At 40.4% G+C, this 25,811-nt stretch carries 29 protein-coding genes and 1 riboswitch; of the genes, 23 read left to right on the forward strand and 6 right to left on the reverse strand.

Annotation, left to right across the window (positions count from 1 at the left end; all coding sequences use genetic code 11):
* Positions 1-16: 16 nt before the first annotated feature.
* Positions 17-844 carry a hypothetical protein gene (locus G7062_RS05075; protein WP_166064846.1) on the forward strand — a complete coding sequence of 276 codons (828 nt, stop codon included), beginning with the start codon at positions 17-19 and terminating at the stop codon, positions 842-844.
* 31 nt (positions 845-875) lie between these two features.
* Here G7062_RS05075 and G7062_RS05080 read toward each other — a convergent pair whose 3' ends face one another.
* From G7062_RS05080 to fabV, 3 genes are all read right to left on the reverse strand, one after another.
* Positions 876-2,678: an FtsX-like permease family protein gene (locus G7062_RS05080; protein WP_166064847.1), complete on the reverse strand. Its 1,803-nt coding sequence runs from the start codon at positions 2,676-2,678 to the stop codon at positions 876-878.
* Between the two features lie 103 nt (positions 2,679-2,781).
* Positions 2,782-3,705 (reverse strand): alpha/beta hydrolase, encoded by a 924-nt coding sequence (locus G7062_RS05085; RefSeq protein ID WP_166064848.1) that lies wholly within the window; start codon positions 3,703-3,705, stop codon positions 2,782-2,784.
* A gap of 75 nt (positions 3,706-3,780) precedes the next feature.
* Positions 3,781-4,941, reverse strand: a complete 1,161-nt coding sequence (gene fabV / locus G7062_RS05090) for an enoyl-ACP reductase FabV (protein ID WP_166064849.1) — start codon at positions 4,939-4,941, stop codon at positions 3,781-3,783.
* An 85-nt stretch (positions 4,942-5,026) separates the two neighbouring features.
* Here fabV and G7062_RS05095 point away from each other — a divergent pair, with 85 nt between their 5' ends.
* The 13 genes from G7062_RS05095 to G7062_RS05155 all read left to right on the forward strand — a co-directional run bounded on the left by G7062_RS05095 (position 5,027) and on the right by G7062_RS05155 (position 14,699).
* A complete protein-coding gene (locus tag G7062_RS05095) occupies positions 5,027-5,434 on the forward strand; it encodes a biotin/lipoyl-containing protein (protein ID WP_166064850.1) in 408 nt (135 codons plus the stop codon).
* A 2-nt stretch (positions 5,435-5,436) separates the two neighbouring features.
* Positions 5,437-6,783 (forward strand): acetyl-CoA carboxylase biotin carboxylase subunit, encoded by a 1,347-nt coding sequence (gene accC, locus G7062_RS05100; protein WP_166066074.1) that lies wholly within the window; start codon positions 5,437-5,439, stop codon positions 6,781-6,783.
* A 2-nt stretch (positions 6,784-6,785) separates the two neighbouring features.
* On the forward strand, positions 6,786-7,640 hold the full coding sequence (accD, locus tag G7062_RS05105; RefSeq protein ID WP_166064851.1) for an acetyl-CoA carboxylase, carboxyltransferase subunit beta: 855 nt from the start codon (positions 6,786-6,788) through the stop codon (positions 7,638-7,640).
* Positions 7,637-8,539, forward strand: a complete 903-nt coding sequence (locus G7062_RS05110) for an acetyl-CoA carboxylase carboxyltransferase subunit alpha (RefSeq protein ID WP_166064852.1) — start codon at positions 7,637-7,639, stop codon at positions 8,537-8,539. Before accD ends, G7062_RS05110 begins: the two co-directional genes overlap by 4 nt.
* Complete coding sequence (locus G7062_RS05115) at positions 8,529-9,497, forward strand: beta-ketoacyl-ACP synthase III (protein WP_166064853.1); 969 nt, start codon at positions 8,529-8,531, stop codon at positions 9,495-9,497. The genes G7062_RS05110 and G7062_RS05115 overlap by 11 nt, the downstream gene beginning before the upstream one ends.
* Before the next feature lie 62 nt (positions 9,498-9,559).
* A complete protein-coding gene (locus G7062_RS05120) occupies positions 9,560-9,784 on the forward strand; it encodes an acyl carrier protein (protein ID WP_166064854.1) in 225 nt (74 codons plus the stop codon).
* Complete coding sequence (locus G7062_RS05125; protein WP_166064855.1) at positions 9,784-10,680, forward strand: ACP S-malonyltransferase; 897 nt, start codon at positions 9,784-9,786, stop codon at positions 10,678-10,680. Before G7062_RS05120 ends, G7062_RS05125 begins: the two co-directional genes overlap by 1 nt.
* Entirely contained in the window at positions 10,673-11,398 is a 726-nt protein-coding gene (fabG, locus tag G7062_RS05130; RefSeq protein ID WP_166064856.1) for a 3-oxoacyl-[acyl-carrier-protein] reductase, read from the forward strand. The genes G7062_RS05125 and fabG overlap by 8 nt, the downstream gene beginning before the upstream one ends.
* A 9-nt stretch (positions 11,399-11,407) precedes the next feature.
* Entirely contained in the window at positions 11,408-12,640 is a 1,233-nt protein-coding gene (gene fabF / locus G7062_RS05135) for a beta-ketoacyl-ACP synthase II (RefSeq protein ID WP_166064857.1), read from the forward strand.
* Between the two features lies 1 nt (position 12,641).
* Positions 12,642-13,067: a 3-hydroxyacyl-ACP dehydratase FabZ gene (gene fabZ, locus G7062_RS05140; protein ID WP_166064858.1), complete on the forward strand. Its 426-nt coding sequence runs from the start codon at positions 12,642-12,644 to the stop codon at positions 13,065-13,067.
* Positions 13,036-13,389, forward strand: coding sequence for a holo-ACP synthase (gene acpS, locus G7062_RS05145; RefSeq protein WP_166064859.1), 354 nt, complete (start codon positions 13,036-13,038; stop codon positions 13,387-13,389). Before fabZ ends, acpS begins: the two co-directional genes overlap by 32 nt.
* A complete protein-coding gene (locus G7062_RS05150) occupies positions 13,382-14,056 on the forward strand; it encodes a 1-acyl-sn-glycerol-3-phosphate acyltransferase (protein ID WP_166064860.1) in 675 nt (224 codons plus the stop codon). Before acpS ends, G7062_RS05150 begins: the two co-directional genes overlap by 8 nt.
* 70 nt (positions 14,057-14,126) lie before the next feature.
* Positions 14,127-14,699, forward strand: coding sequence for a VanZ family protein (locus tag G7062_RS05155; RefSeq protein WP_166064861.1), 573 nt, complete (start codon positions 14,127-14,129; stop codon positions 14,697-14,699).
* Here G7062_RS05155 and ybaK read toward each other — a convergent pair.
* Entirely contained in the window at positions 14,601-15,128 is a 528-nt protein-coding gene (gene ybaK, locus G7062_RS05160; RefSeq protein ID WP_240915987.1) for a Cys-tRNA(Pro) deacylase, read from the reverse strand. The two genes, G7062_RS05155 and ybaK, sit on opposite strands and share 99 nt — an antisense overlap.
* Before the next feature lie 86 nt (positions 15,129-15,214).
* A riboswitch (THF riboswitch) is annotated at positions 15,215-15,304 on the forward strand.
* 46 nt (positions 15,305-15,350) lie between these two features.
* Here ybaK and G7062_RS05165 point away from each other — a divergent pair.
* The 7 genes from G7062_RS05165 (at position 15,351) to G7062_RS05195 (ending at position 23,038) form a co-directional block, all read left to right on the forward strand.
* Complete coding sequence (locus G7062_RS05165; protein ID WP_166064862.1) at positions 15,351-15,860, forward strand: folate family ECF transporter S component; 510 nt, start codon at positions 15,351-15,353, stop codon at positions 15,858-15,860.
* 50 nt (positions 15,861-15,910) lie between these two features.
* Positions 15,911-17,548 (forward strand): formate--tetrahydrofolate ligase, encoded by a 1,638-nt coding sequence (locus G7062_RS05170; RefSeq protein ID WP_166064863.1) that lies wholly within the window; start codon positions 15,911-15,913, stop codon positions 17,546-17,548.
* Between the two features lie 46 nt (positions 17,549-17,594).
* Positions 17,595-18,131 (forward strand): hypothetical protein, encoded by a 537-nt coding sequence (locus G7062_RS05175; RefSeq protein WP_166064864.1) that lies wholly within the window; start codon positions 17,595-17,597, stop codon positions 18,129-18,131.
* Between the two features lie 50 nt (positions 18,132-18,181).
* Complete coding sequence (locus G7062_RS05180) at positions 18,182-20,347, forward strand: Tex family protein (protein WP_166064865.1); 2,166 nt, start codon at positions 18,182-18,184, stop codon at positions 20,345-20,347.
* A 109-nt stretch (positions 20,348-20,456) separates the two neighbouring features.
* Complete coding sequence (locus G7062_RS05185; RefSeq protein WP_166064866.1) at positions 20,457-21,203, forward strand: polysaccharide deacetylase family protein; 747 nt, start codon at positions 20,457-20,459, stop codon at positions 21,201-21,203.
* A 1-nt stretch (position 21,204) separates the two neighbouring features.
* On the forward strand, positions 21,205-22,119 hold the full coding sequence (locus G7062_RS05190; protein WP_166064867.1) for an ABC transporter substrate-binding protein: 915 nt from the start codon (positions 21,205-21,207) through the stop codon (positions 22,117-22,119).
* Positions 22,120-22,129: 10 nt separating this feature from the next.
* Entirely contained in the window at positions 22,130-23,038 is a 909-nt protein-coding gene (locus G7062_RS05195; RefSeq protein ID WP_166064868.1) for an ABC transporter substrate-binding protein, read from the forward strand.
* 36 nt (positions 23,039-23,074) lie between these two features.
* On the opposite strand, the gene G7062_RS05200 is transcribed toward G7062_RS05195, so the two are convergent.
* On the reverse strand, positions 23,075-23,794 hold the full coding sequence (locus tag G7062_RS05200) for an ABC transporter permease (RefSeq protein WP_166064869.1): 720 nt from the start codon (positions 23,792-23,794) through the stop codon (positions 23,075-23,077).
* Entirely contained in the window at positions 23,794-24,513 is a 720-nt protein-coding gene (locus G7062_RS05205) for an ABC transporter ATP-binding protein (protein ID WP_166064870.1), read from the reverse strand. Before G7062_RS05205 ends, G7062_RS05200 begins: the two co-directional genes overlap by 1 nt.
* A 277-nt stretch (positions 24,514-24,790) precedes the next feature.
* Between G7062_RS05205 and G7062_RS05210 the strand changes: the two genes are divergently transcribed.
* Together G7062_RS05210 and G7062_RS05215 are read left to right on the forward strand one after the other, a co-directional pair.
* Positions 24,791-25,132, forward strand: a complete 342-nt coding sequence (locus G7062_RS05210; protein WP_166064871.1) for a hypothetical protein — start codon at positions 24,791-24,793, stop codon at positions 25,130-25,132.
* Positions 25,129-25,803 (forward strand): F0F1 ATP synthase subunit A, encoded by a 675-nt coding sequence (locus G7062_RS05215; RefSeq protein ID WP_166064872.1) that lies wholly within the window; start codon positions 25,129-25,131, stop codon positions 25,801-25,803. The genes G7062_RS05210 and G7062_RS05215 overlap by 4 nt, the downstream gene beginning before the upstream one ends.
* Positions 25,804-25,811: the final 8 nt, after the last annotated feature.

Raw genomic sequence — 25,811 nt, forward strand, 5'->3', positions numbered from 1 at the left:
ATCGAGTAGGTAATTTATGAAACGATTAATAAATGGTATTCTCATTATTGTCTTAATGGTTACGACCTTTACACTGACATCAACATTTTTTATTGATACAACCTCAAAGGAAGTAAGTACTGCCGTTGTTCACCAACAACTTGAAAAGCAAGTATACAAACTTGTCGATACAATTCAAGAAATCATTCCAATTCAAAACGATGCTGCAGTTGAAACATTGATCAAACGCATGGAAGAAGATCCCGAAGTGTCAGAGACCATCGATAAATATGCCAAACAGTTTGTGCATGATTTAGCTGTTGCTCCCGATGCAATTACTATTGATATGAACGAAGAAGTTCAGACGCTACTCTTGAACTATTCCAATGATTTGGGAGATGTCATGGGAGATGTCATCAATGATAAATATAAGGAAGTAATTATTCAAGAAATTGTCCGCCGTATTGATTTCAATGACTATTACAAACAAGGTTTGGGATACGTCAAAGACAGCATGTCACCATCCCAATTAAGTGGTGTAAAGCTGGTGAATACGGTATTTGAGAACAATGAAACAATCCGTATGATGTCATTGATTGTTGCGGTTGTCACTGTTGTACTTATGATCATAATTAACATCCGAAAGGTTTGGGGTTTTGGTACCCTTGGACTGGGATTGATACTTTCTGGAATCCTCCATCTTATCTTCAAACCAATCGCAAATCCACTGATTGTTCGACAAATAAGTCAGTTAGCAGGAACATTAAACTATGGTGTTTATACGACATTTGGGTTGGGATTCTTAATTGTTGGCGGATTATTGATGATCGTGTTTTTGATTTTCAAACCACGTTTTAAATCTTAAGAATGAATCACGGACCTTTGGGTTCGTTTTTTTATGTTTTGTTACCGAGGACACTGTAACGCGTGGTGAGGAGTGTGACGCTATAGTAGACAAGATAAATGACGCCACAGAGTGCCAACGAAATTTGCAACGGTGCATTTGAGATGGATTGGAACCCTCCTTGAACTAAGTTTATTTCCATGACTTGCAAACCAACGAATGTATGAACAGAAGCGATACAAAGCGGTAAGCCAAAATAAAGAGTGACTTGGAATATCAGAGCCCATGATTGACTTGAATGCGATGCTCCAAGGTTTGTTAAAATAATGGCATCGTGGATGCGCTCCTCATTTGAGAAAAGTTGCTGAAGGGACAAGACGACAAGCGCTGATAGCATAAACACAAAGCCTACAAAAAAACCAATGTATGTAAAGAGTAAAATCACGCCTTGAAGTTCTTGAATGACTTGATCGTGTGTAAATGTTGTCGTCGTAATCGTCGATTCATAACGGGTGTCAAGATCCACAGAAGTGGCATAATTATGGATTGTCATTTGCGTTTCAATGAAATCTTCGCTGTCAATGACGACGAGGATTCCATCAAAGAGACCACTATTAGCAAGTGAGGGAATTGTTGTTTCATAATGTTGGGGCAATAACTGTTTATTACCGTAAAAAAAATGTGTCGGAATGGCAGCTCCTTTTTGTGAACCTGTCTCAACTACAAACGGAGTCTGAGGAATTTGCTGTGAATTGCCATGGAATGCTATGAATGACTCGAAGTCGTCGCGAGACATGACATTAACGTGTTGACCGTCAACTTCCATAAAATCAATGTTTAAAATGAGCGCATCCCCAAAGTTTTCCAAGGAATCAGAACTGATCGTTGAAGATTCATACAGTGTATTCTGGATGCGTGATTGAATCGTTGCACTCAGATTTGATGAAGTCGCAAATGCTCCCATACCTAAAAGTAACATAATGGAAATGACCGATAGCATTCGTGATGTCGTGAAAAGTTGTGCACCAAGTTGTCGAAATGCAACTGGACCCAAACTTCGCATGAATATTTTCGAATGACGATTCATCCATCGTGAGAATAACGCAGCGAGACTCGAAAAAAATCCGAAAGTTGCAGTGGTTCCCAAAATTATAATAAAGGGCATGTATTTTAAGATTGCAAAAGGTTGAAGTGCCCACCAATAGGCATACATCAAGCCAATAACAGATACAAAACCAATAGCAAGGGCACGCCAAAGCGGTTGTGTTTTAGACATGGTTTTTCTTGGAGATTTAAGAAGTTCAACGATCGGTTTATTGCGTAAAATGAGTGCTGAGATGCACGTCACAACTAAAAAAATCATTGTGAATGTTATTATCGTATGTTGTAAGCTATACAGTGAAAAAAGAAAGGGTGTGCCTGGGGAATGTGTCATCAAAGTTTGGGATAATTGATCAACCAAAAATGACAAGCCAGTACCGAAAGTAATACCTGTTAGAATTGCCAAAGTCCCAATCATCAGATTCTCTACAAACAACAGGGTGAAAGTAAAGGAATACGGTGACCCCAGTAGTTGATACAAAGCCATTTCCTGTTTTCGTTTGCGCATAATAAATTGATTTGAGTAAAGAATCAAACTAAACAGTACCCCAGCAATGACTGTTGAAATTAGGGCAACAATGCGAATAAAAGCACTCACTATTGATCCTTTAGTGGGATCCAAAGATTGAACAACGGATTGTGATTCAAAAGCATTAAACGCGTAGAATAGAGCGATAGCAAATACTAACGTTATAAAGTAAAGTGCGTAATTACGGAAACTTTTTGTGATGTTTCGAAATGCAATTTTTATCATAGGACACCTCTTGTTTGTATTCAGTGTAGTTTTTTATAAGAATGAATACCATCGAAGTCTACAACATTTCGCTTACATTATTGTAAGAAAAAAGACTGAATGATCAGTCTTTTAAGGTTGAAAGGAAGGTGCCAATTGTTTCTTTATACTTATTGGGGTTTCGATTGTAGGAGGCACCATGTACCGCGTCAGGTACTGTGTAGCGCATTTTTTGCCCTCCTGCAGCTTGATAGACAGTGTCGAACATGGTGTATGGAACAAAGTCATCGGCCTCACCATGAATCATCAAGATCGGCAAGGTGTTCTTTTTAACTTGTTCAAGGGCACTTGCTTCTCGGAAAGTATACCCTGCTTTGTGCTTGGTATAAAGGCTTGTTAAAGGTATGAGGGGAAACGGGGGAATCTTGAATATTTTCTTCAATTGAAATGTGACCTCATCTTCAACACTTGTGTAACCACAGTCTTCGATAATTCCTTTAATATTGGGTGGCAATTTCTCACCTGAAACCATCATTACAGTTGCACCGCCCATACTAATTCCGTAGAGCAGTATCTCAACATCTTGACCATAAACGTTTATGATACGTTCAATCCATTGGATAATATCCAAGCGATCTGGCCATCCAAAACCTAAGTAGTCACCGTCACTTTTCCCATGTCCGCGTGCATCCGGTAGAACACCATCATAGCCGAACTCAGCCAGTAAGTTATAAAATGGAGACATATCCAAAGACGTCCCCATGTAGCCATGACAGAATAACGCCACTTTATGGTTGTTAGGTTTTGTTCGCACACAACTTGCGCTAAGTTTGAGACCATCATTTGATGTCAGAGTCCATGGCTCCTCCCGCAGTCTTTCCTCAAAAATCGATCGCGCTTGTGCACTGGACTCACTCATTTGGAAGGTTCCAAATAATTTATGGAATGTTTCCCGACTGCGGCTGTCAATCGCAAGTTTATAGAAATAACGGACTGCCAAATAAAGTATAATGAAAATCACCATAAGGCCTACTAGCAACCAAACCATATTACCATCTCCTATTCTGTTTTCATTGTATCATTATTCGTTTTTCAACATAAAAAAATTGCACATAAAGTGCAATTAAATGATGTCATCATAATTGACCCCATCAATGTCGAATCCATTGATGGCTAAGAACTCATGACGGAAAGCATCAAAATCCACAATTTCTTTGAAGTTATCCGGTGTTACGGCATCCATGAGAATATTCACATTATTTTGTGTCTCATCATCCAATTCAAAAGCATCCAAACGGTAACGACCCTCATCATCGATAAGCGGTGAATCACCATAAATCATGTCGTGATAGAGGCGGTATTTGTGCTCGATAATTGACTCATGGGTCCCTTGTTGTTTCATAACCTTAAACAAGGCACTTGCATACAAGGCAACAGTTGGGATAAAGACTGAAGCTTTAGTTACAACTGTCTTTGATGAACTGATGATTGCCTGTCCGTTCAAGGGTTTGAGTAAGGCATTGATTTGTTGATTGGTATGCTCAAGGTCACGTTTTGCATGCCCAATCGTTCCATCTTTATAAATCGCATATGTAATGGGTGAACCAATGTAGGTATAGGTAACAACACGGCAATCTTGATTTAACATATCTGCTTCAAGTAGGGCTTCGACCCATAATTTATAGTCTTCACCACCCATTACCTTTTCGGTGTTCCGAATGTCGTCAAAACTTGCGATATCAACACTTTCTTCACGAATTGTTTCTTTCGCAATATCAACAGAATACCCTTTAAATGGTGTGTCAATTGGTTTGAGCGCCGAGACAAACTTTTCTTGGGTATCCGGGTCGATTCGAATGCCGCTGGCAACCGAGTACACAACAAGATCAATCTTGCGATCCATCGCTTTAAAATCATCGATGACCGTTTGTTTGATCTCATGGCTGAATGCATCCCCGTTGAGATCATAGCTTTGCAATCCGTGTTCGAGTGCAAAATGCTGGAAGTATTCGTTATTGTAGTATCCTGCGCTAGCAGTGTTTCGACCGCGCGCTGCACGCTCAAAACTAACATTGTAGGTAAAGGCTCCTGCGTTGAATGCGAGCGCGATGCGTGTCGCCAGTCCATAACCCGAGCTTCCACCGATAATGAGCACATTTAAGGGTTTGTCAGTAATTTTAGGTAAGTGAATCACTTCTTGAATTTGATTTTTTATATTTTTTTTGCACCCTTGAGGATGCGCATTTAGGGCGATATTGTCGCGAATCATTGGTTTGATTGTCATATCTTCAGTTCTCCTTTGTTGACTTACAAATTCCATTATATTATTATTTACTTTGATAATCAAACTATTTATTTGGAGGTTACACATGAATACGAAAGATATCAAACAATTAATTGAAATTTTGGAAACATCAGGATTAGAAGAACTTAACTATAAAACAGACGGATTTGAAATCAAACTTAAGAAGCCCAGTGTTGTCGTGCAGAGTGCACCAGTTACAGTGAGCCAGCCTGCATTGATAAAGCCAAGTGCTTCAACTGAAAATGCCGTAAAGTCACCCTTAGTTGGAGTGTACTATGCGAAGCCATCTCCAGAAGCGAGTGACTTTGTACGTATTGGAGATAGTGTATCACAAGGTGATGTGTTGTGCATCATTGAAGCAATGAAAGTTATGAATGAGATTAAAGCACCACAGTCTGGTGTTGTCAAAGAAATCATGATTCAAGAAGGGGATACGGTCGATTTTGATCAACCGCTCTTCGTTATCGAATGAAAATGATTCAAAAAGTATTGATTGCGAATCGTGGCGAAATCGCAGTACGCATTATTCGTGCATGCCGTGAACTCAACATTAAGACTGTTGCTGTATATGCAAATGTTGATAAAGAATCACTGCATGTTGCTTTGGCCGATGAGGCTGTCTGTATTGGAAATCATAAACTTGAAAATTCATACTTGAATCAAAATGCAATTCTTCAAGCGGCTGTGAACACCCAGGCACAAGCAATTCATCCAGGATTTGGTTTTCTGAGTGAAAATGAATCCTTCGTACGCGCTTGTGAACGTTTGGGAATCAAGTTTATTGGTCCATCAGCAGATCTTATCCAAACAATGGGAGATAAGCAAACTGCGCGTGAAACTATGATAGCGGCAGGTGTGCCAGTAGTGCCGGGATCAAAAGATTTGGTTGATACCTATGAAGCTGCGATTGAGATCGCTGAAACCATTGGCTATCCTGTACTTATTAAAGCAACAGCAGGTGGTGGTGGAAAAGGGATGCGCGTGAGTTATGCTCCCTCAACCCTCAAAGATGCCTACAATCAAGCCCGCCAAGAGGCAAAGAACGCTTTCAATAACTCGGCTGTCTACATTGAGAAGTTTGTTGAAGGACCCCGTCATATTGAAGTTCAGATTATTGGTGATTCTCATGGTAATGTTGCGCATCTCTTTGAGCGTGAATGCTCAGTACAGCGCAACAATCAAAAAATGATCGAAGAAGCACCTGTGCAGAATCTCTCATCAAAAACACGTCAAAAACTCTTGGATGTTGCACTTAAAGCAGCATCCAGTGTTGGTTATGAATCCGCAGGAACTCTAGAGTTTATTATGGACAAGCAGGAAAATTTTTACTTTATTGAAATGAATACACGAATTCAAGTAGAGCATCCTGTTACGGAAGCAATCACAGGTGTTGATATCGTTAAAGAACAAATTCGCATTGCAGAAGGACGTCGTTTATCGTTTAAACAAAAAGATCTTCGTGTAAATGGACATGCAATTGAAGTCCGTATTAATGCTGAAGATCCATCGGATAGTTTTAAACCCATGGCGGGGCGTATTGATGGGCTTCATTTTCCAGGTGGTAATGGCGTTCGCATTGATTCCTTTGTTTATCAAGGGTACCAGATTCAGCCGTTCTATGATTCGATGATTGCGAAAGTGATTGTGCATGGACGTACCCGTGATGAGGCTATGGAAAAGGCAATTCGTTGTTTGGAAGAAATTGACTTGGATGGTTTAACATCAAATGTTGAATTCCAACTCGAAATTCTTTTAAACGAAGCCTTCCAAGATAATGTGTACGATACATCCCTTGTATCTACACTCTTGAAAAGAGGTTAATTATGTTTAAAAAACTACAATCAAAAAAGAATAAAGTAGATGCACTGAAGGGATTCGAAAGTGTGATGGCTCCAACTGAAGTCCCTGACGGAATGTATGAAAAGTGCCCAGGATGTGGTGCAACACTACCACTCCAAGCACTTCAAGATAATCTTTGGGTATGTCCCCATTGCGATCATCATTATCGTATGCACGCTGCGGATCGTATTGCCGCTACCTTTGACACATTTAACGTGTTTAACCACATTATAAAGACAAAAGACCCACTAAATTTCCCTGGATATCAACAGAAAATAGACAGTTTAAGTGAATCAATGGGTGTCTATGACGCCGTCGTTTGCGGTGAAGCAACCATTGCTGATAAACAGGTTATTGCTGTTATCATGGATACCAATTTTTTAATGGGATCAATGGGGAGTGTTGTTGGGGAAAAAGTAACCCGCGCCTTTGAACGTGCATTAAAACAAAAGAAACCCGTGTTATTGTTCAGTGCTTCGGGTGGAGCGCGCATGCAAGAGGGTTTAATCAGTCTCATGCAAATGGCCAAGACAAGTGGTGCGGTTGGGAAGTTTGATCAAGCAGGGGGATTGTATATCAATGTGATTACCGATCCTACAACAGGTGGCGTAACGGCAAGCTTTGCAATGCTTGCGGATATTATTCTTGCAGAACCCAATGCTCTTATTGGTTTCGCCGGTCCACGTGTCATTGAACAAACGATGAAGAAGCCGTTACCGGAAGGATTTCAACGATCGGAGTTTCTCCAAGATAAAGGCTTTGTTGATGCGATTGTAAATCGCGTGGATATGAAAGCGACCTTATTAAAACTATTGGAACTTCACGAGGTGAAATCATGAATACACGCATAAAGCATCTTGAAAAAGAAATTAAAGAATTAAAAAAGCAAAAGTTTAATACAGAACATCTTGAAATGTCGCTAAGTATTCTCAAACAAGAATATCACTCGCAACTTTCTTCATGGGATAAAGTTCAATTGGCCCGTGCAAAAGACCGTGCGGGTTCCAAGCAGTTCATCGAAGCAATTTTTACTGATTTTACCGAATTGCATGGTGATCGCAATTATGGTGATGACGGTGCAATCCTCGGTGGTATTGCACATCTTCATGATATGCCTGTTACCGTTATTGGTGTTGTAAAAGGCCAGACTACAGAGGAAAATCTCAAATCAAACTTTGGGATGGTCCATCCTGAAGGGTATCGCAAGGCCTTACGTTTGATGAAGCAAGCGGAAAAGTTTAACCGTCCAATCATTACCCTCATTGACACCCCCGGAGCGTATCCTGGGATTGGAGCAGAGGAGCGCGGCCAAGGGCAGGCAATCGCTCAAAATTTGGTTAGTATGATGGATCTTAAAGTTCCGGTAATTGCCATAATTCTTGGTGAAGCAGGAAGTGGTGGTGCCCTTGCCTTAGCAGTTGCCAATCAAGTCTGGATGATGGAGCATGCGATTTACAGTATCCTTTCACCCGAAGGGTTTGCCTCAATTTTATACAAAGACGCTTCAAAAGCGCCCGAGATTGTCGATGATATGAAAATTACCAGTGATCATCTCTTTGCGCTTGGATTGATTGATGAAGTGATTGAAGAGAAAGATGATTTTGTACCCGTTGCAAAATATCTCAAAGCACGACTGTATCGTGAACTGAGCGCTATGAAAAAAATGAAAGCAAAACAAATCCAAAAACAGCGGTACGAGAGATTCCGTAACATTGGGGAGGTAATCCATGAAAAGTAGCATTATCAGTACTGGGAGTTATCGTCCCAAACAGGTTGTAAGTAATTTTGATTTTGAAGGTATTATGGAGACCAGTGATGCGTGGATCGTTCAAAGAACGGGGATAAGGCAGCGCTTGTTTGAAGACGAATCATCCGTCCGTATGGCAACTGAAGCCGCACGCAATGCTTTAGAAAATTTGGATGCATCCAGTATCGATTGCATCATTGTTGCAACCTATACGCCTGACTCATTCATTCCGACCATTGCCAATCAAGTTCGAGCGCACTTAGGAATTACGAACCCAATTCCGTCGTTTGATATCAATGCCGCATGTTCGGGGTTTGTTTACGCTTACCAAACAGCACATGCTTATATTGCATCTGGAATTTACAAACGTATTCTTGTGGTTGGGGTCGATTTTAACTCGCGTTATTTGGATTTTTCAGATCGCGCAACGTCAATTCTTTTTGGAGATGGTGCCGGAGCAATCGTGATGGAAGCAGGAATCACAGGCTCCATCGATTGTATTCTGGGCGGAGAAACAGACACTCTTGAAACAATTCGTATGCAGAACATGAGTGATCATGGTAATCCATTTGTATCCCGTCCATTGACCGATTCATCATACTTTGAAATGAAGGGAGCAGAAGTCTTCAAATTTGCCGTCCGCGTCATGGAGTCATCTGTGCATGCTATTCTTGAACGTAACAAATTGACAAGTGAAGATGTTGATCTTGTAATTTCCCATCAAGCAAACCAGCGGATCCTCGACAGTGGTGCCCGTGCACTTAAAATGCCCAAAGAAAAATTTTTAAGCAATGTTGCTGAAGTTGGGAACACCTCTTCAGCAAGTGTCCCTCTTTTGTTGGATGAAGCCAATCGAAAGGGACAATTGAAGCCTGGCATGAAGATAATCCTTGTTGCCTTTGGTGGTGGTTTGACCTATGGAACGGCACTCTTGGAGTGGGTTGCATAACTTGACAATTTAAAGATAAAAATATATAGTTTGAACATCAAACTAATTAAGGAGAAAATAAAATGAACGACAAAATTAAAAACATAGTAGCAGAAATCTTAGATATTGAAGCAGGTACAATTGCTGAAGATGCATCAATTCTTGATGATCTTGGCGCCGATTCAATCGCAGTTATGGAAATCGTAATGGAACTTGAAGGCGAATATGGTGTTGAGGTACCAACAGAAGATATCCTAACACTCAAAACAGTAAATGATATTGTGGCTTACATCGAAGCAAAACAGTAATGAAAATTGGATACTTATTTGCTGGCCAAGGCCAGCAATTTGTTCATATGGGCCAAGACCTCGCTCAAGAATATCCAGATATTTCCGCAATTTACAAGACGGCATCGGATATTCTTGGCTATGACATCCTGGCACTTACGGAAACACAATTATCACAAACTCGCTATACCCAACCAGCGCTCTATGTTCTAGGTCATGCCTTGGATTCACTTATTAAAGCCAAAGGATTCCAACCGCATGTTGTAGCAGGGCTCTCTTTGGGAGAGTACAATGCGCTGACGAGCAGCGGTGCCCTTGACTTTGTCGAAGGTGTTGCTTTAATTGCGAAACGTGGCGAAATCATGCAAACAGCGCTTCCCGAAAATACAACGGGAATGGCAGCTTGCTTAAAAACAGATATTGATACAGTTCGTAATGGTCTTGAAGGGTCTGACATTGCAATTTGCAATATCAATACCCCCAGTCAAATCGTGATTGGTGGTGCCTTGGATAAACTTGAACCTGCGATGCAACGGTTGAAAGAAAACGGTGTCCGTATGGTGATTCCTTTAAAAGTGTCGACGGTTTCGCATATGGCACTTATGGAACCTGCAAGCCAACAATTACGCGCAGCGCTATCATCAATGGTTTTTAAGACGCCAACCATTGATTTCATCAACAACATCAATGCAGCAGTTCAAACCGATGGCTTTGTAGATACATTGTCTCGTCATATTGCTGAGCCAACACATATGGCACAAACCATTCAATCGATGATTGATATGGGTATTGATTTGTTTATTGAGGTTGGTCCAAAAGGATCAATTTCAAAATTTGTTAAAGAAATTGGTGGCAAGGAAATCGCCGTCATTAATGTCTATGATATTGACACATTGGGAGGTTTAACTCATGAATAAGCCACTAGCAATCGTCACTGGGGCGACCAAAGGAATTGGACATGCTATTGCCATGCAATTGGTTGAGGATGGGTACGAAGTCTATGGAACCTACGTTCGCGACTACGAACCTGAAACATTAAAAGCCCTTGAAAGCGATGCATTTACATTGCATCAGGTTGATGCTAGCAATCAAGAAATGTGCAAAACATTCATCCAAGAAGTTTTGAATCGTGGAAAGAATATCGCAGTTTTGGTTAACAATGCGGGAATTGTTAAAGACAATTTGTTGATGCGAATGCCATTAGAAGATTTCACACGCGTCCTTGACGTTAACTTAACCGGTGTCTTTAACATGACACAAGCCATCACGAAGCCGATGATGCGTCAAAAATTTGGTGCAATTGTAAATATCACTTCAGTGATTGGTGAGATTGGCAATGTGGGACAGGCAAATTATGCCGCAAGCAAAGCGGGTCTTATTGGTTTTTCAAAAAGTATTGCTAAAGAATTTGCAAGTCGCAATATTCGCGTGAATTGTGTTGCACCAGGGTTTATTGAAACAGATATGACTGAGACACTAAGCGATGATATTCGCGCAACAATTTTAAACAATATCGCCATGAAATCACTTGGAAGTGCACAAGATGTAGCCAATGCAGTAAGTTTCTTAGTGAGTGATAAGGCCCGTTACATTACAGGACAAACCTTGAATGTATGCGGCGGCATGGTAATGTAGGAGAATGTTATGAGAAAACGCGTAGTAGTTACCGGATTGGGGATCGTGAGTCCACTTGGAAACAGTGTTGAGGAAGCCTATACGAATGCAATCAATGGCGTGAGTGGTGTGGATACAATCACAAGTTTCGATACATCCGATTTAAAAGTTAAAGTTGCTGCACAAGTCAAAAACTTTGCAGCAGATAAATATTTAAGCAAACGAGAAATTAGGCGTCAAGATTTGTTTAGCCAGTTCGCAGTCTATGCTGCAAGTGAGGCGTACAATGATGCAGGGTTAAATGAAACAACCCACGATATTAAACGTATCGGCGTACTTATGGGAACAGGAATGGGCGGTATGCAGACATTTGCCGGTGATTTGAATAAAGCATACGAAGGTGGATTCGGCAAAATCCCTCCGATGTTTATTCCGATGATTATTCCCAATATGGCCGCTGGAAATGTTGCCATTGCCTTGCAAACTCAGGGTCACACATCGTGTGTGACAACTGCATGTGCGGCGGCAACCCATGCAATAGGGGATGCCTTCCGTATGATTCAACATGGATATGCTGATATTATGGTCGCTGGTGGTACGGAAGCCGGTGTATCACCATATACTTTAGCAGGTTTCAATGCGTTAACGGCCTTGAGCTCCCATAATGATCCTAAAGTTGCATCCCGCCCTTTTGATCAGAATCGTGATGGATTTGTATTGGGAGAGGGTGCCGGTGTCTTAATCTTAGAAGACCTTGAACATGCGCAAAAACGTGGTGCACATATCTATGCTGAGATGGTTGGCTATGGGTCAACGTGTGATGCGTTCCATATTACTGCTCCGAGCGGTGTCGGTGCTGCGGATGCAATGCGACAAGCGTTGGACGATGCTGGATTAAAACCAGAAGATGTGTCTTATATTAATGCGCATGGCACAAGTACCCCCTTGAATGATAAGTTTGAAACACAAGCTATCAAGGACGTATTTCAAGATGCTGCTCATACTGTATCAATATCTTCAACCAAATCAATGCATGGACATGCCTTGGGAGGAACGGGCGGTATTGAAGCCGTGCTTTCGATTAAAACCATCACAGAAGGCATTATTCCCCCAACGATTAATTTACAGACTGCAGATCCCGAGTGTGATTTGGACTTTACGCCAAATACAGCAAAACAAAAATCTGTGGACGTTGTAATGTCAAACTCCTTAGGGTTTGGTGGTCACAATGCTGTAATCATGTTTAGAAAGTTTGGTGTGTAAAATGTTATTAAACTCAAATCAAATTCAAGAAATCATCCCGCATCGTTATCCATTCTTATTGGTTGATGCTGTCAAAGAAATGAGTGACACATCCATTGTGGCGATTAAGAATGTATCGGCTAATGAGATGCATTTCATGGGACATTTTCCACAGAAACATGTGATGCCTGGCGTGCTTATTACTGAAGCACTTGCGCAAGCAGGGGCGATTGTTTTATTGTCGCAAGAACAATTCAAAGGTAAAATTGCTTATTTTGTTGGAATCGACAACTTCAAGTTTAAACGACAAGTCATTCCAGGAGACCAATTGGAACTTCATGTTGAGTTGGTTAAGCTGAAAAGTATTATGGGTATTGCCGAAGCGAAGGCATATGTCAATGGAGAGGTTTGTGCTTATGGAACCATTAAATTTGCAATCGGAGATTAAGATTGGGACTGATTTGGTGCACATGCCGCGCTATGAGAAATTTGTAGAAGATGCACGCTTTATTCAAAAGGTATTGACGCCTAATGAACAATACCTTTTCAATGCACTGGTTCATCCCCGTAAGAAGTTGGAATTTCTTTGTGGACGTTATGCTGCAAAAGAAGCGTATGCAAAGGCAAAGGGCACTGGAATTGGTGTGACATCGTTTTTGGATATTGAAGTTCTCAAGAATGAGTCAGGGTGTCCAATTAGTAAACAGGCGCAGGTATCCATCAGTCATGATGGTGAGTACGCGATTGCGATGGTGCTTGTTTATGCATAAAATATACATGCTGATTACGTTTCTTGCACTTCCTTATTATTGGGTTCGCTCATTTTTCATACGCAAAAGTGGCGATCCTGAGAAAATAGCCCGCGAGCTGAAAACATACCCTCGTGACTACTTCGGAATTCGTGGAAAGAAAGTGACACCGATAGGTGATACGACACACATTTATCCCAATTGTGTTTACCTATCAAATCATCAATCGCACAACGATATCTTTATCGTGTTGGATGCTATTCAGAAACCTTTTCGATTTATCGCGAAGAAAGAGCTTTTCAGTAATCCCGCAACCGGTCCGTTTATGAGAATGTCACAATCTTACCCACTGGATCGTGATGACCCCCGTCAATCGCTGACACAGCTCAAACAAGCGGTAAATGATATTAATGCTGGGTGTTCCGTTTTAGCCTTCCCAGAAGGCACACGCTCACACCAGGCGGAAATGTTGGAATTCAAAGCGGGAATGTTTTCAATGTTACGAAAAAGTACGGTCCCTTTGGTACCACTCTATATAAAGGATAGCTTTAACGAGCAAACAAAAAATTATGAAATTTACTTTGGCGACCCCATTTTACCAGAGGTGTTCCAAAGCATGAAGGGCACGGAGTTGTGTGACTATGTCCGTGCGCGCATGGAAGAACTTAAAGAACATGCATACGCTTAATTATTGACACAAAAAAGAACATTTTGAATGTTCTTTTTTTGTATGATATACTTTGAAAAAGAGGATTTGTATGCACGAAGTACAAGGGTTAATTATGGAATTTGCGACTGGATTTTATTCTTACATTCCAGTATTTATCATCTTATACTGTATTCGGCTCCGAAAATTGCCGTTAGGGCAGCAGGTGCTGAATACTCTATTATTTTTCTATCTCTGTATTGTTATTGATCTTACCCAATTTCCACTCCCTGCAACGCGTGCTGCAGTGGAATACACAATGCAAAGGGTTGGTCCATTTAATCATTCGAGTTACAACCTGATGCCATTTTTTGTACAAGATTTAAACTTTTTATTGCAAGATAACAAACTGGCTTTAAACGTTATCATGACCATTCCATTTGGTTTCTTGGTTGGTCTTAAAACACGGAGAATGCGTAAAACACTTTTCTTTGGTGCATGCTTTACAGTGGCACTTGAACTCACTCAATTATTGACGCGCTATTTTCAAATGAGTTATCGAATTTTTGACGTTGATGATTTAATCTTAAACTTCATGGGCGTAGCCGTTGGTTACGGAATCTACTTCGTCTTCCGAAGTGGATACCACTACGTCCGCAAAATTACCACGAATCAGCGCGAGTAATGCCGTCGGATTTACTTCAAGTTGTTGTCCAATCTTACCTGCAGACACAATAAAGGATGACATCGCTTGCGCAGTTGTATCGATGATTGTTGGAAATTGCTTTTTCATCCCTAATGGAGAACAGCCACCACGAACATAACCTGTCAAATCAAAGAGATACTTGATATGAAGCAGTTCAAGCCGTTTTACTCCAAACGCTTTAGCTGCTTTTTTCATGTCAATATGTTCGTTAATGGGGATAACTGCTACAAAATGGTCAACACCGTGCTCAAGGACAATGGTTTTGAATATTTTGGAAGCGGGTTGCCCAATTTGGGTGGCAACATCAATGCCATCAAATTCTATCTTATCTTTATCGTATGCATGCGTTGTATAAGGAATCTTCTTTTGATCCAGAATTCGCATCGCATTGGTCTTCTTTATTTTCATGTTGTTCACCTTCAAAACTATTTTACCATAAAGCAGTCCTATCGGTTGCAATGAACAATCGGTCTTGGTATTCTTAGAACGTATCAAGCAAAGTAAATAACATGTGTTAAGTGCTGAAGGATGGGAAGTAGCCTTTGGACGAAACGAAAGTGCAGTGTGTTATTGCCTCCGTTGCGAGCCTTTTTCTTTATGCTGCTTGATAAGCGAAAGAGGTGTTAGAAGATGAAAACAAAGAAGTTAGTTTTAATGGCGTTATTTATCGTCATAGAAATCGTATTTACGCGATTTGTAAGCATTAATACTCCAATTACTCGGGTTGGATTCTCATTTGTTCCCATGGCAATTGCGGGTTATATGATGGGGGTCTTCAATGCAGGGATCATCGCTCTCATTGCTGATCTTATTGGAGCAACATTATGGCCAAGTGGTCCTTATTTTATTGGCTTCTCAATTTCTGCTTTCCTAACGGGTGCTGCATACGGTATCTTAAAAGGAAAAGAAGATATATGGAAATGGATGATTGTTGTTGCCCTATTCAATACGTTTATCGTCAATATTGGGTTGAATACCTGGTGGCTTCAAATTATGTATGGAAAAACATGGGATATACTCTTGCCACCGCGCATTGGAAAAGCCTTGTTTATACTTCCAATTAAAGTTTTGATTAATGGAAAAGTACTGACAGTTCTAAAAAACCATAAAAGTTTACAGAATGAAATCAATAGCCTATAAAAGGCTATTTTTTTATGGTAGTCTAGATACAGATAGGTGGAGGGACACACATGAAAAACGATGCACAAATTTCAAACGAAGCACATTATGATCACATTCAAAATGTTGCTGATAAATTGGACTTAAAGAATGAAGATATAGAGATGTATGGAACACGCAAAGCGAAGATTAGCTTGGATGTCTTAGAACGTCCAACAAAAGGAAAACTAATTCTTGTCACGGCGATTAATCCAACCCCAGCTGGTGAGGGAAAAACAACCATGAATATCGGTCTTGCCATGGCGATGAACAAACGTGGGTATCAAACGATATCAGCCTTACGTGAACCATCACTGGGGCCTGTTTTTGGTATGAAGGGTGGTGCAACGGGTGGCGGGTATTCACAAGTCATTCCAATGGATGAAATAAACCTTCATTTCACAGGGGATTTCCATGCCATAACATCTGCTCATAACTTATTGGCAGCGATGCTCGATAATCATATTTTTCATGGCAACCAACGGAATATTGATTTGCAAAGTATTTTATGGGGACGGGCAATGGATATGAATGATCGTGCCCTTCGTCGTTTAACCATTAATAGTAAGAAAATGAATCATGATACATTCTTTGATATCACAGCGGCTTCGGAAATTATGGCCATAGTTTGTCTTGCTGAGAATTTGGCTGATTTGCGGGTACGATTGGGACGCATAATTGTTGCCTACGATATCTTTGGTAATCCAGTAGTTGCAAACGATTTGGGGGCAGTCGGTGCTATGGTATTGTTACTTAAAGACGCGATGAAGCCAAACTTGGTGCAAACCCTTGAGAATACACCGGCAATTATTCATGGTGGACCCTTCGCAAATATTGCTCATGGATGCAATTCAATCATTGCCACCAAAACGGCATTAAAATTGGGTGACTATGTGGTTGCAGAGGCTGGCTTTGGTGCTGATTTGGGGGCGGAGAAATTCTATGACATTAAATGTCGCAGTGGAAACCTGAAACCATCGGCAACAGTTCTCGTTGCAACCATTCGTGCACTGAAATACAATGGTGGTGTTTCAGTTAGTGATTTGGGTCAAGAAAACCTCGATGCTTTGAAACTTGGTTCGCAAAATCTTATCCAACATTTCGAAAATCTAAAGAAATACCAAAACAATGTCATTATAGCAATCAATCGTTTTGCCAGTGATACTGATGCAGAAATTGCTTACTTGCAAGATCTTGGTCGCGATCTCAAGACACAGGTCATTCTTGCCGATGTGTTCTCCAAAGGTGGAGACGGAGCATTGGAGCTCGCTGAAGCGGTTCATGACTTATGTGAACAACCAGACACGTTTAAGCTTCTTTATGAGAACACGTCAATCAAAGAATCCATTGAAACAGTTGCTACAGGAATTTATCGAGCTGCATCGGTTCATTATAGTTTTGAAGCCGATGCGAAAATAGAAGCAATATCAAAGCACTATCCTAAGGGATTGCCTGTGTGCATTGCGAAAACACAGTACTCGTTCAGTGATGATCCCAAGGCCTTAAATGTTCCACAAAACTTTAGTATTGAAGTTCGTGATGTACGATTATCCCAAGGAGCAGGATTTTTAGTAGTTCTACTGGGGAAGATTATGACGATGCCTGGCATGCCAACATCACCCAATGCACTCGGTATGGACTATGATGGAGCGGTTATTGGACTTATTTAGTTTTAATGGTATAATTCACATACTAAAGAAAAGGATTCGGAATGCAATGAAAGAAAATAACGTCTACATTGTCCTTAGTGACACCGGTAGTATGCTTACACGCGCGATACAGCTTTACACCAAATCGCCGTATAATCATGTTTCAATATCGTTTGATGAAACATTGAATTCACTTTACAGTTTCGGACGCAAGTCCCCACGTAATCCGTTTATTGGTGGTTTTGTTGAAGAAAGTTTCTATGGTGGGACCTTTAAACGTTTTAAGGAGACACGATGCTTGGTTTTAAAGTTATCTGTTGATGATGAAACTGTAAACATACTCAAAGAAAAAGTTGGTGCATTTGTGGCCAACAAAGATGATTACCACTATGATTTCATTGGTCTGCTCGCTTATCTCTTTAAAAAAAGAGTGATCCGTCAGAATCATTACTACTGTACAGAGTTTGTTGCCGAAGTTATGGCAGAAGCGGATATGTACTGTTGGGAGTTACCACCCCATTTGGTAACACCGCAAGATTTTACTCAAATTGATAATTCTGAAGTAGTATACGAGGGATTGTTGAAAGAATTCGGGAAAGCGTAAAATACGCTTTCTTTTATGTTAAAATTGTAGAGAAAAGGTTGGTGACTGTTGTGGAAAATAACGTACTTATTTTATTGAAAAAGGAATTAGCGCACTATAAAGGTCAGCAAATTGATGCTGTATTAGACCTGTTGGCAGATGGGAATACGGTGCCATTTATTGCCCGTTATCGTAAAGAAGTAACGGGAACACTTGATGAAGTGCAAATTCGTGAGATTGCCGATCGTCATGATTATCTTGACAACATTGAAAAACGAAAAGAAGAAGTCATTCGTTTGATTGATGAACAAGGCAAATTAACACCCGAACTTGAAGCGGAGATTGTCGCTGCTTCTGTTTTACAGAAAGTTGAAGATATTTACCGTCCCTACAAACAAAAACGTCGCACAAAGGCAACGATTGCTCGTGAAAAGGGACTGGAGCCGTTGGCATTACGCATCATGGCATTACCGCTTGATTTTAACGATTCAGAAGCAGATGCTTTTATCAATGCAGAGTTTGAACTTGAAACACGTGAGGATGTCTTCTTGGGTGCTCATGAAATCATCGCTGAAATCATTGGAGATGACGCTGATTTCAGAACATGGATTCGTGATTTTACAATGTACTCGGGCGTTTTAAAAACGGACGTTAAAGACAAGGAAAAAGATGAACGTGGTGTTTATGAGATGTACTATGATTTCTCACAACCAACCAACAAAATTGCATCACACCGTGTTTTAGCAGTGAATCGTGCCGAAAAAGAAGATGTCATCAAAGTTGATATCGTGGTTGATGAAGAGAAAATTAATCAGAATTTTGAACGCAAACTTGTCCGTAATGCAACCGACTCTCCTGCAGTTGGGTATCTGCGTACGGGTTACATGGATAGCTACAAGCGATTCATCAAGCCAGCAATCGAGCGTGAAATACGCAACCAGCTGACCGAAGATGCAGAGAAACAAGCCATTCATATTTTCGGGGAGAACCTTCGTAATTTACTCCTTCAAGCGCCTCTTAAAGGTCGTGTTGTGATGGGATTTGACCCCGCATACCGTACCGGATGTAAGTTAGCGATTGTTGATGAAACTGGAAAAGTACTGGCCATTAATGTTATTTATCCCCACAAACCAGCACCGCAACACAAACAAGCTGAAGCAGAAAAAGCATTCATTGACCTGATTGAAAAATATAAGGTTGATATGGTTGCAATCGGAAATGGAACTGCAAGCCGTGAGTCAGAAGTCTTCGTAGCAGAAAACTTAAAGAAAGTTAACCGTGATGTCTTTTATCTCATTGTGAATGAAGCAGGCGCGTCTGTATATTCAGCCTCAGATGTTGCACGTAAAGAGTTTCCGAATCTGCAAGTTGAAGAACGCTCGGCCGTAAGTATTGCACGTCGTATCCAAGACCCACTTGCGGAACTTGTAAAGATTGATCCACAATCTGTAGGGGTTGGACAGTACCAACACGATGTAACACAGAAGACGTTATCAGAGGCATTGGATGTTGTTGTTGAAACTGCTGTTAACCAAGTGGGTGTTGACGTAAATACGGCATCACCGCAACTTCTTGAACATATTGCCGGTCTTACTAAAACGACAGCACAAAACATAGTTACCTTCCGTGAGGAAAATGGGATGTTTGCATCTCGAACAGAAATTAAGTCAGTGCCACGCTTGGGTCCCAAATCATTTGAACAAGCGATTGGCTTCTTGCGTATTCCCAAAGGCAAGAATATCCTTGATAATACAGGAATTCATCCGGAGACCTACACTGTAACCAAACAAATTCTCAAAGACACAGGAATTAAACTTGAAGAACTTGGAACGGATACAGCCCGTGAGAAACTTGAAGGCCAGTCCTTGAATGATTTATCAACACACTATGATATTGGTAAAGAAACACTCAAAGACATTTTCGCTTCATTGATTCAGCCAGGTCGTGATATGCGTGATGAAATGAGCAGTCCACTCTTGCGCTCAGATGTTCTTACTATGGAAGACCTCAAACCAGGAATGGAGTTGAATGGTACGGTTCGTAATGTTGTTGATTTTGGTGCTTTTGTTGATATTGGGGTCAAACAAGACGGACTCGTTCATATTTCCAAACTCAGTAAAAACTTTGTAAAACACCCAACCGATGTTGTTGCTGTTGGTGATGTTGTTAAGGTGTGGGTCATGGAAGTAGATCTCAAGAAGCAACGTATTCAATTATCAATGTTACCTTTAAACTAAGACCGATTTCTCGGTCTTTTTTTATCGCTTATTCAAAAACTTTGTTAATTCATAACGTTGTCACCGACGTGAATAACCATTACAATAGATAAGGAGATGAGGAGAAAGTATGAGTTTTATAACATTGGTTTACCATGAATTACGCGAACCAGGTACATTTGAAGACCAAAGACCTGTTACGATTGACGTTGCAGATGGTTACGAAGATGCGCTGCCAGTTCCTTTATTTATGTTGAAAGAAGATTTCAGTACCCAGATGCATTATCTTGTTGAACATGGGTTTAGTTTTATAACATTGGCTGATATTACCGCGTATTACTATGATAAAAAGCCACTACCTGAAAAAGCAATTCATCTAACATTTGATGACGCGTTTCAATCGTTACGATATGAGACCTATCCTATATTAAAAGCATTGGGAATTAAGGCAACACTTTTTGTTGTCAAAGGGTGGTTGTCACTTGAAGCACAACCTTACAATCCCCAGGTATCGAGGGTTTTGAGTTTTGATGAGATTCTTGCAATGCGTGATGTTTTTGAGTTTGCCAATCACACCACCCACATACACAAACGGACTGGTGGCACTGGCCTTATTCAAACGCTATCCGCACAAAAAATTCATGACGATATCTTAAGTTGTGCAAAGATTGTAGATTTCCCAAATGTCTTTGCGTATCCATTTGGATTTTACGATGCCAATGTCGTTCGTATTCTTGAAGCGATGAACATTGATTTTGCATTCACAACACAGCCAGGAATTAATGATCGCACAACCCCACAGTTGGAATTGCATCGGTATGTTATACCGTATCTGATGCCACTGACCACATTTATTGAAATAGTAGAGAGAGATTAAGATGAAAAAAATACTGATATTACTTACATTATTTATTTTAGTCGGATGTTCATCCGCACCTAAGGTGAATGAAACACCAATTCGCGTGGGAACACTTCCTGCTGAAGCCGCCTTACCGATTATTATTGCTCAAGAAAAAGGTATGTTTGAAGCACATGGTGTTAAGATTGAGATTACACCCTTTGGGAACCCTCAAGAACGCAATGCAGCAGCACAGGCCGGTGAAATTGATGGAATGATTGCTGATGTTATGACTGGATATACATTCCAGGACAAAGGCATGCCCTACGTTATTACATCGGATATAAACGAGGACTTCAAAATCTTAGCATCTCCCAATTCAGGTATTACAACCATGAGTCAATTGGATGGTAAAGAAGTTGCACTGATTCCAGGACTTATTTTGGAATATGTAATGGATGAAATCGCTCAAAAAGATAGTTTTTCCTACAATGTATTGGCAATGCCATCTTTTCCAGGGCGTTTTGAAGGGCTTCTCAGTGATCAGTTCGCCGGCGTAGTCTTTACAGAACCCCAAGCAGGCATGCTCGTTCAAAATGGTGCGATTTTGCTCGGAAGTTCTTCACAATATGGTATAAAGGGTGGAAGTCTTTTATTCCATGATGACGTTGTGACACAAAGAAGCGACGATTTAAAGCGATTCTATGCTGCTTACAACGAAGCAGTCGCATACCTTAATGATAATCCATCATCAGAATATTCCGACTTGCTAACAAAATATCAGTTCCCAGAACAAATGGGTGCTTATATTGATAACAAAAAAGAGGCCTTTGGTACCGCAACTGCCGTATCACAAGACCAACTTGATAAGATTAACACATGGTCACAAGCCAAAGGATTGATTGATAAACCTGCTGATTTAGAAAAGGCGGTTAACTTCGAAGCAATCAACTAAGGAGGAAAGCATGAAAAAAATAGGTATTATTGCATTACTAGTCGTTATACTAACTGGATGTGGTTCAAAGGAACCTACCAAACCCCTAAAGTTCGGTACCATTCCTGCTGAAGCATCGTTACCCATGATTATTGCATATGAAAAGGGATTCTTTACTACAGATATTGAAGTGATTCCGTTTCAAGCACCGACAGACCGCAATGCGGCGGCACAATCTGGCCAGATCGATGGACTCATTGCAGATGTTATGACAGCATTACCCATGATTGAATCCGGTGTCGATGTAAAAATAACATCAGACATCAACGAGGATTTCAAACTCTTAGCATCACCGAATTCTGGAATTACCTCAATTAAAGGTTTTGATGGCAAACATGTCGCAGTTATTCCCAAATTTTTCTTACAATGGGTTATGGATACCATGGCAGAGAGTGAAGGAATCAGTTATGAAATGATGAATGTTCCGGCATTTAGTGCTCGCTTTGAAGGATTACTCAACGATCAGTTTGAGGGACTTGTATTCCCTGAACCCCAAGCAGGAATGCTGATTGAAAAAGGTGCAATCTTAATTGCTGGGTCACAAGAGTTTGGTTTAAAAGGTGGAAGTATCATGTTCACGACAGATAGTTTAACAAACAACCGGGCTGCCGTTGAAGATTTCTACAATGGTTACAATAAAGCTGTTGATTATCTCAATGAAACAAAAGCAGGGGAGTATGTTGATATTCTTGAGAAGTATGGTTTCCCTCAAGAAATGGAAGCATATATCGATAACCGGGCTACAAAATATCAATATGCAGGTGTTGTTCCTGTTGACCAATTTGATAACATTATGAAATGGTCTCAAAAACAAGGGCTCACAACCCAAGATTATTCATACGATGCAGTGACCGATTTTAAAGTAAACGGATCAAAATAAAAAAAATCGCATATTCCGTAATGGAAATGCGATTTTTTAATGCGTGATTTTAACTTCAAGATAATCGACGATTTTGAAAAGTATGTAACCCATCAAAGAGAGAACAATTATACCTGCAAACATCAGTGGGTAATTAAATGTTGTCCAAGCATTCATGATGAAATAACCCAGTCCGGTGAAGGTTGCATAATTTTCCGAAAAGAATAAGGTTGCAATGGCCACACCCAACCCAATCCGAAGACCGCTTAGAAGTTGTGGCATAATTGCTGGGAAGTACAGGTAGCGTAAGCGATGGCGACGGTTGGCATGATAACTGTCCATCAACATGATATAGGAGTTGGGGATCAGACGAATGCCATCGCGGGTTGAAATAATGACTTGGAAGACCAAGATGGTGATCATAAGGATTATTTTTGAACTGTCACCCAAACCAAACAATTGCATAAACACGGGTAAGAATGCAATTTTAGGGAGCGGATAGAGAATGTATACGAGTGGCGAGATGAGAGCATCAAATTTATGATTGATGCCTAAGGCGATTCCCACGGGGACACCAATCAAAAATGAGAAGAATATCGCCAAAAGAATGCGATACAGACTGGCACTTGCATGGATAAGCAGTTCATTGGCATTTTTGATGAGCATCGCAAAGGCTTGATGGGGGTAGGGAATAATCTTAACACCAACAAGCAGGGAGGCAAGATACCAAAGGATAATGATCGTTGCCAGTGGATAAACCTTTCGAAGCAACTTCATCATCGGCCTCCTTTAAAAGCTTGTCTGAGTTGAAAGCAATAATCATAAAATTCAGGGTGCTGTCTTGCGTTGATATCTTTTGCAAAGGGACTTTGGTGGAAACTCACTGTCTCGTTTTGCATCATGACAATGGATTCTCCTAAGAATGCAGCTTCTTCAATATCGTGAGTAACTTGAATAATTGACATCTGGTATTTTTGCTTCAATGATTTTAAGAGTTCCTGAATTTGTTCTTTCGTGATCATATCAAGTGCGGAGGTAGCTTCATCCAAAATAAGCAGCTGAGGGTTGGTTGCCAGTGCTCGGGCAATCTCGACGCGCTGGCGCTGACCTCCTGACAATTGACGTGGATAACTATCAAGTAACGATTCAATACCCAGGTCATGAATAATATCCTGCAAATCATGCTGTGAGTGTGTAAGTTTAACTCCCAGCGCGATGTTTTGTTGAACCGATAACCATGGAAGCAGTGTTCCCTCTTGTAATATCAAACTCGCATCGTTGGGGAAACCCTCATAAGAGGATCCATTATATAAGATGGTTCCTTCCTGAGATTTCAAAAAACCACCGATAAGTTTGAGGAGTGTCGTCTTCCCACATCCTGAGGGACCAACAATCATTGTATAGGTGTTGGGTAAAAAAATATGCGAAAAATTCTTGATTATAAGATCTTCCTGATACCGAAAGTTAAGATTGGAAATTGTTATTTCTGCGCTCATAAACTGCCTGCTTTCTGTCTTTACTATTATAGGGGAAACGGTATTAAATTTCAAAGTCGAAACGAATCGCGCAAATGTTGTATTGAGTTACTTAAGAAAGTTAAATCAAGATGACATGTAAAAGAATAATTCTATTTTCATTGTATCATTATTGTCGAAGCAAATTATTTATGATACGATAGCAATGGATTTTTCGCCACTGGGCGAAGAATGTAATCAACCATATTAAATGGACGATTACTTATAAACTATAAAAGAAAATAATAAGGAGGCTGAAATGAACAGACAGCTAAGGATAGGTATTTGTGCTATAGGTGCAATTGCTTTGGTGTTTGTTGGTTTGCCTTTTGCTTTTGGATGGATTATTGGATGGAGTGCCCTCATTGCGCTCGCATATTTTCGTCATAAATTTTATAATATCATACTCGACGAAAAACAATTCACAGTTAAGAAATATATCAGTTACATTATTTTTGTATTCATAATTCTGTGGATGCCACTTTTACTGGCTTTTCTATTTCCTAAAATCATCAATCCTTTTGCGATGGCTGCGACTTACATCATTGATCGTTTGCTCTTTTTTATTACCGGAATATTTTCGCGAGGACCCACAATATGATCCAAGTAGAAGTTTATTCAATCGTACTCATCACAATCATATTGTCACTGACATTTGTGGTGATTGGCAAAACGATGCGTACACTAACACTGAATGAAAAACCCAAAGGTATTGCCTTAGGTGCTGTTTTATATGTCCAAACCCTCTCAAATTTTACAATCCAAAATATGGGCGAAAAACATGGGAAGCGCATGGCCGGATACATTGGCAGTGTATTTATCTACATATTGATTGCGAATATGTTTGGTCTCACCGGGCTTCAAGCTCCGACGAGCAATTATTCGGTAACACTTGTTTTGGCGATTATTACATTCTGTTTGATACAGCATGCAAAGATTGATGCCAATGGATTTAAAGGGTATTTAAAGGGATTCTTTGAACCTTTCTTCCCTTTTGTGATTCCAAATTTTTTCGGAACGGTGGCACCGTTAATCAGTTTGTCACTGCGTTTGTTTGGGAATGTATTATCGGGAACGGTCATTATGACGTTATTGTATACATTTACGGGATGGCTCAGTAGTTTTATTCCATTAATTGGAGGCTTCAATTTTGTTGGTGTGATTGTCGCCCCTGTTTTGCATTTATACTTTGATATGTTCTCTGCTTTTTTGCAGGCATTTATTTTCATATCACTCACATCAATATTGATTGCTGTAGAATATCAAGACTAAGGAGGAAT

Origin of the sequence: Erysipelothrix sp. HDW6C (genome assembly GCF_011299615.1) — a bacterium.
In the GTDB taxonomy this organism is placed as follows: Bacteria; Bacillota_I; Bacilli_A; order Erysipelotrichales; family Erysipelotrichaceae; genus Erysipelothrix.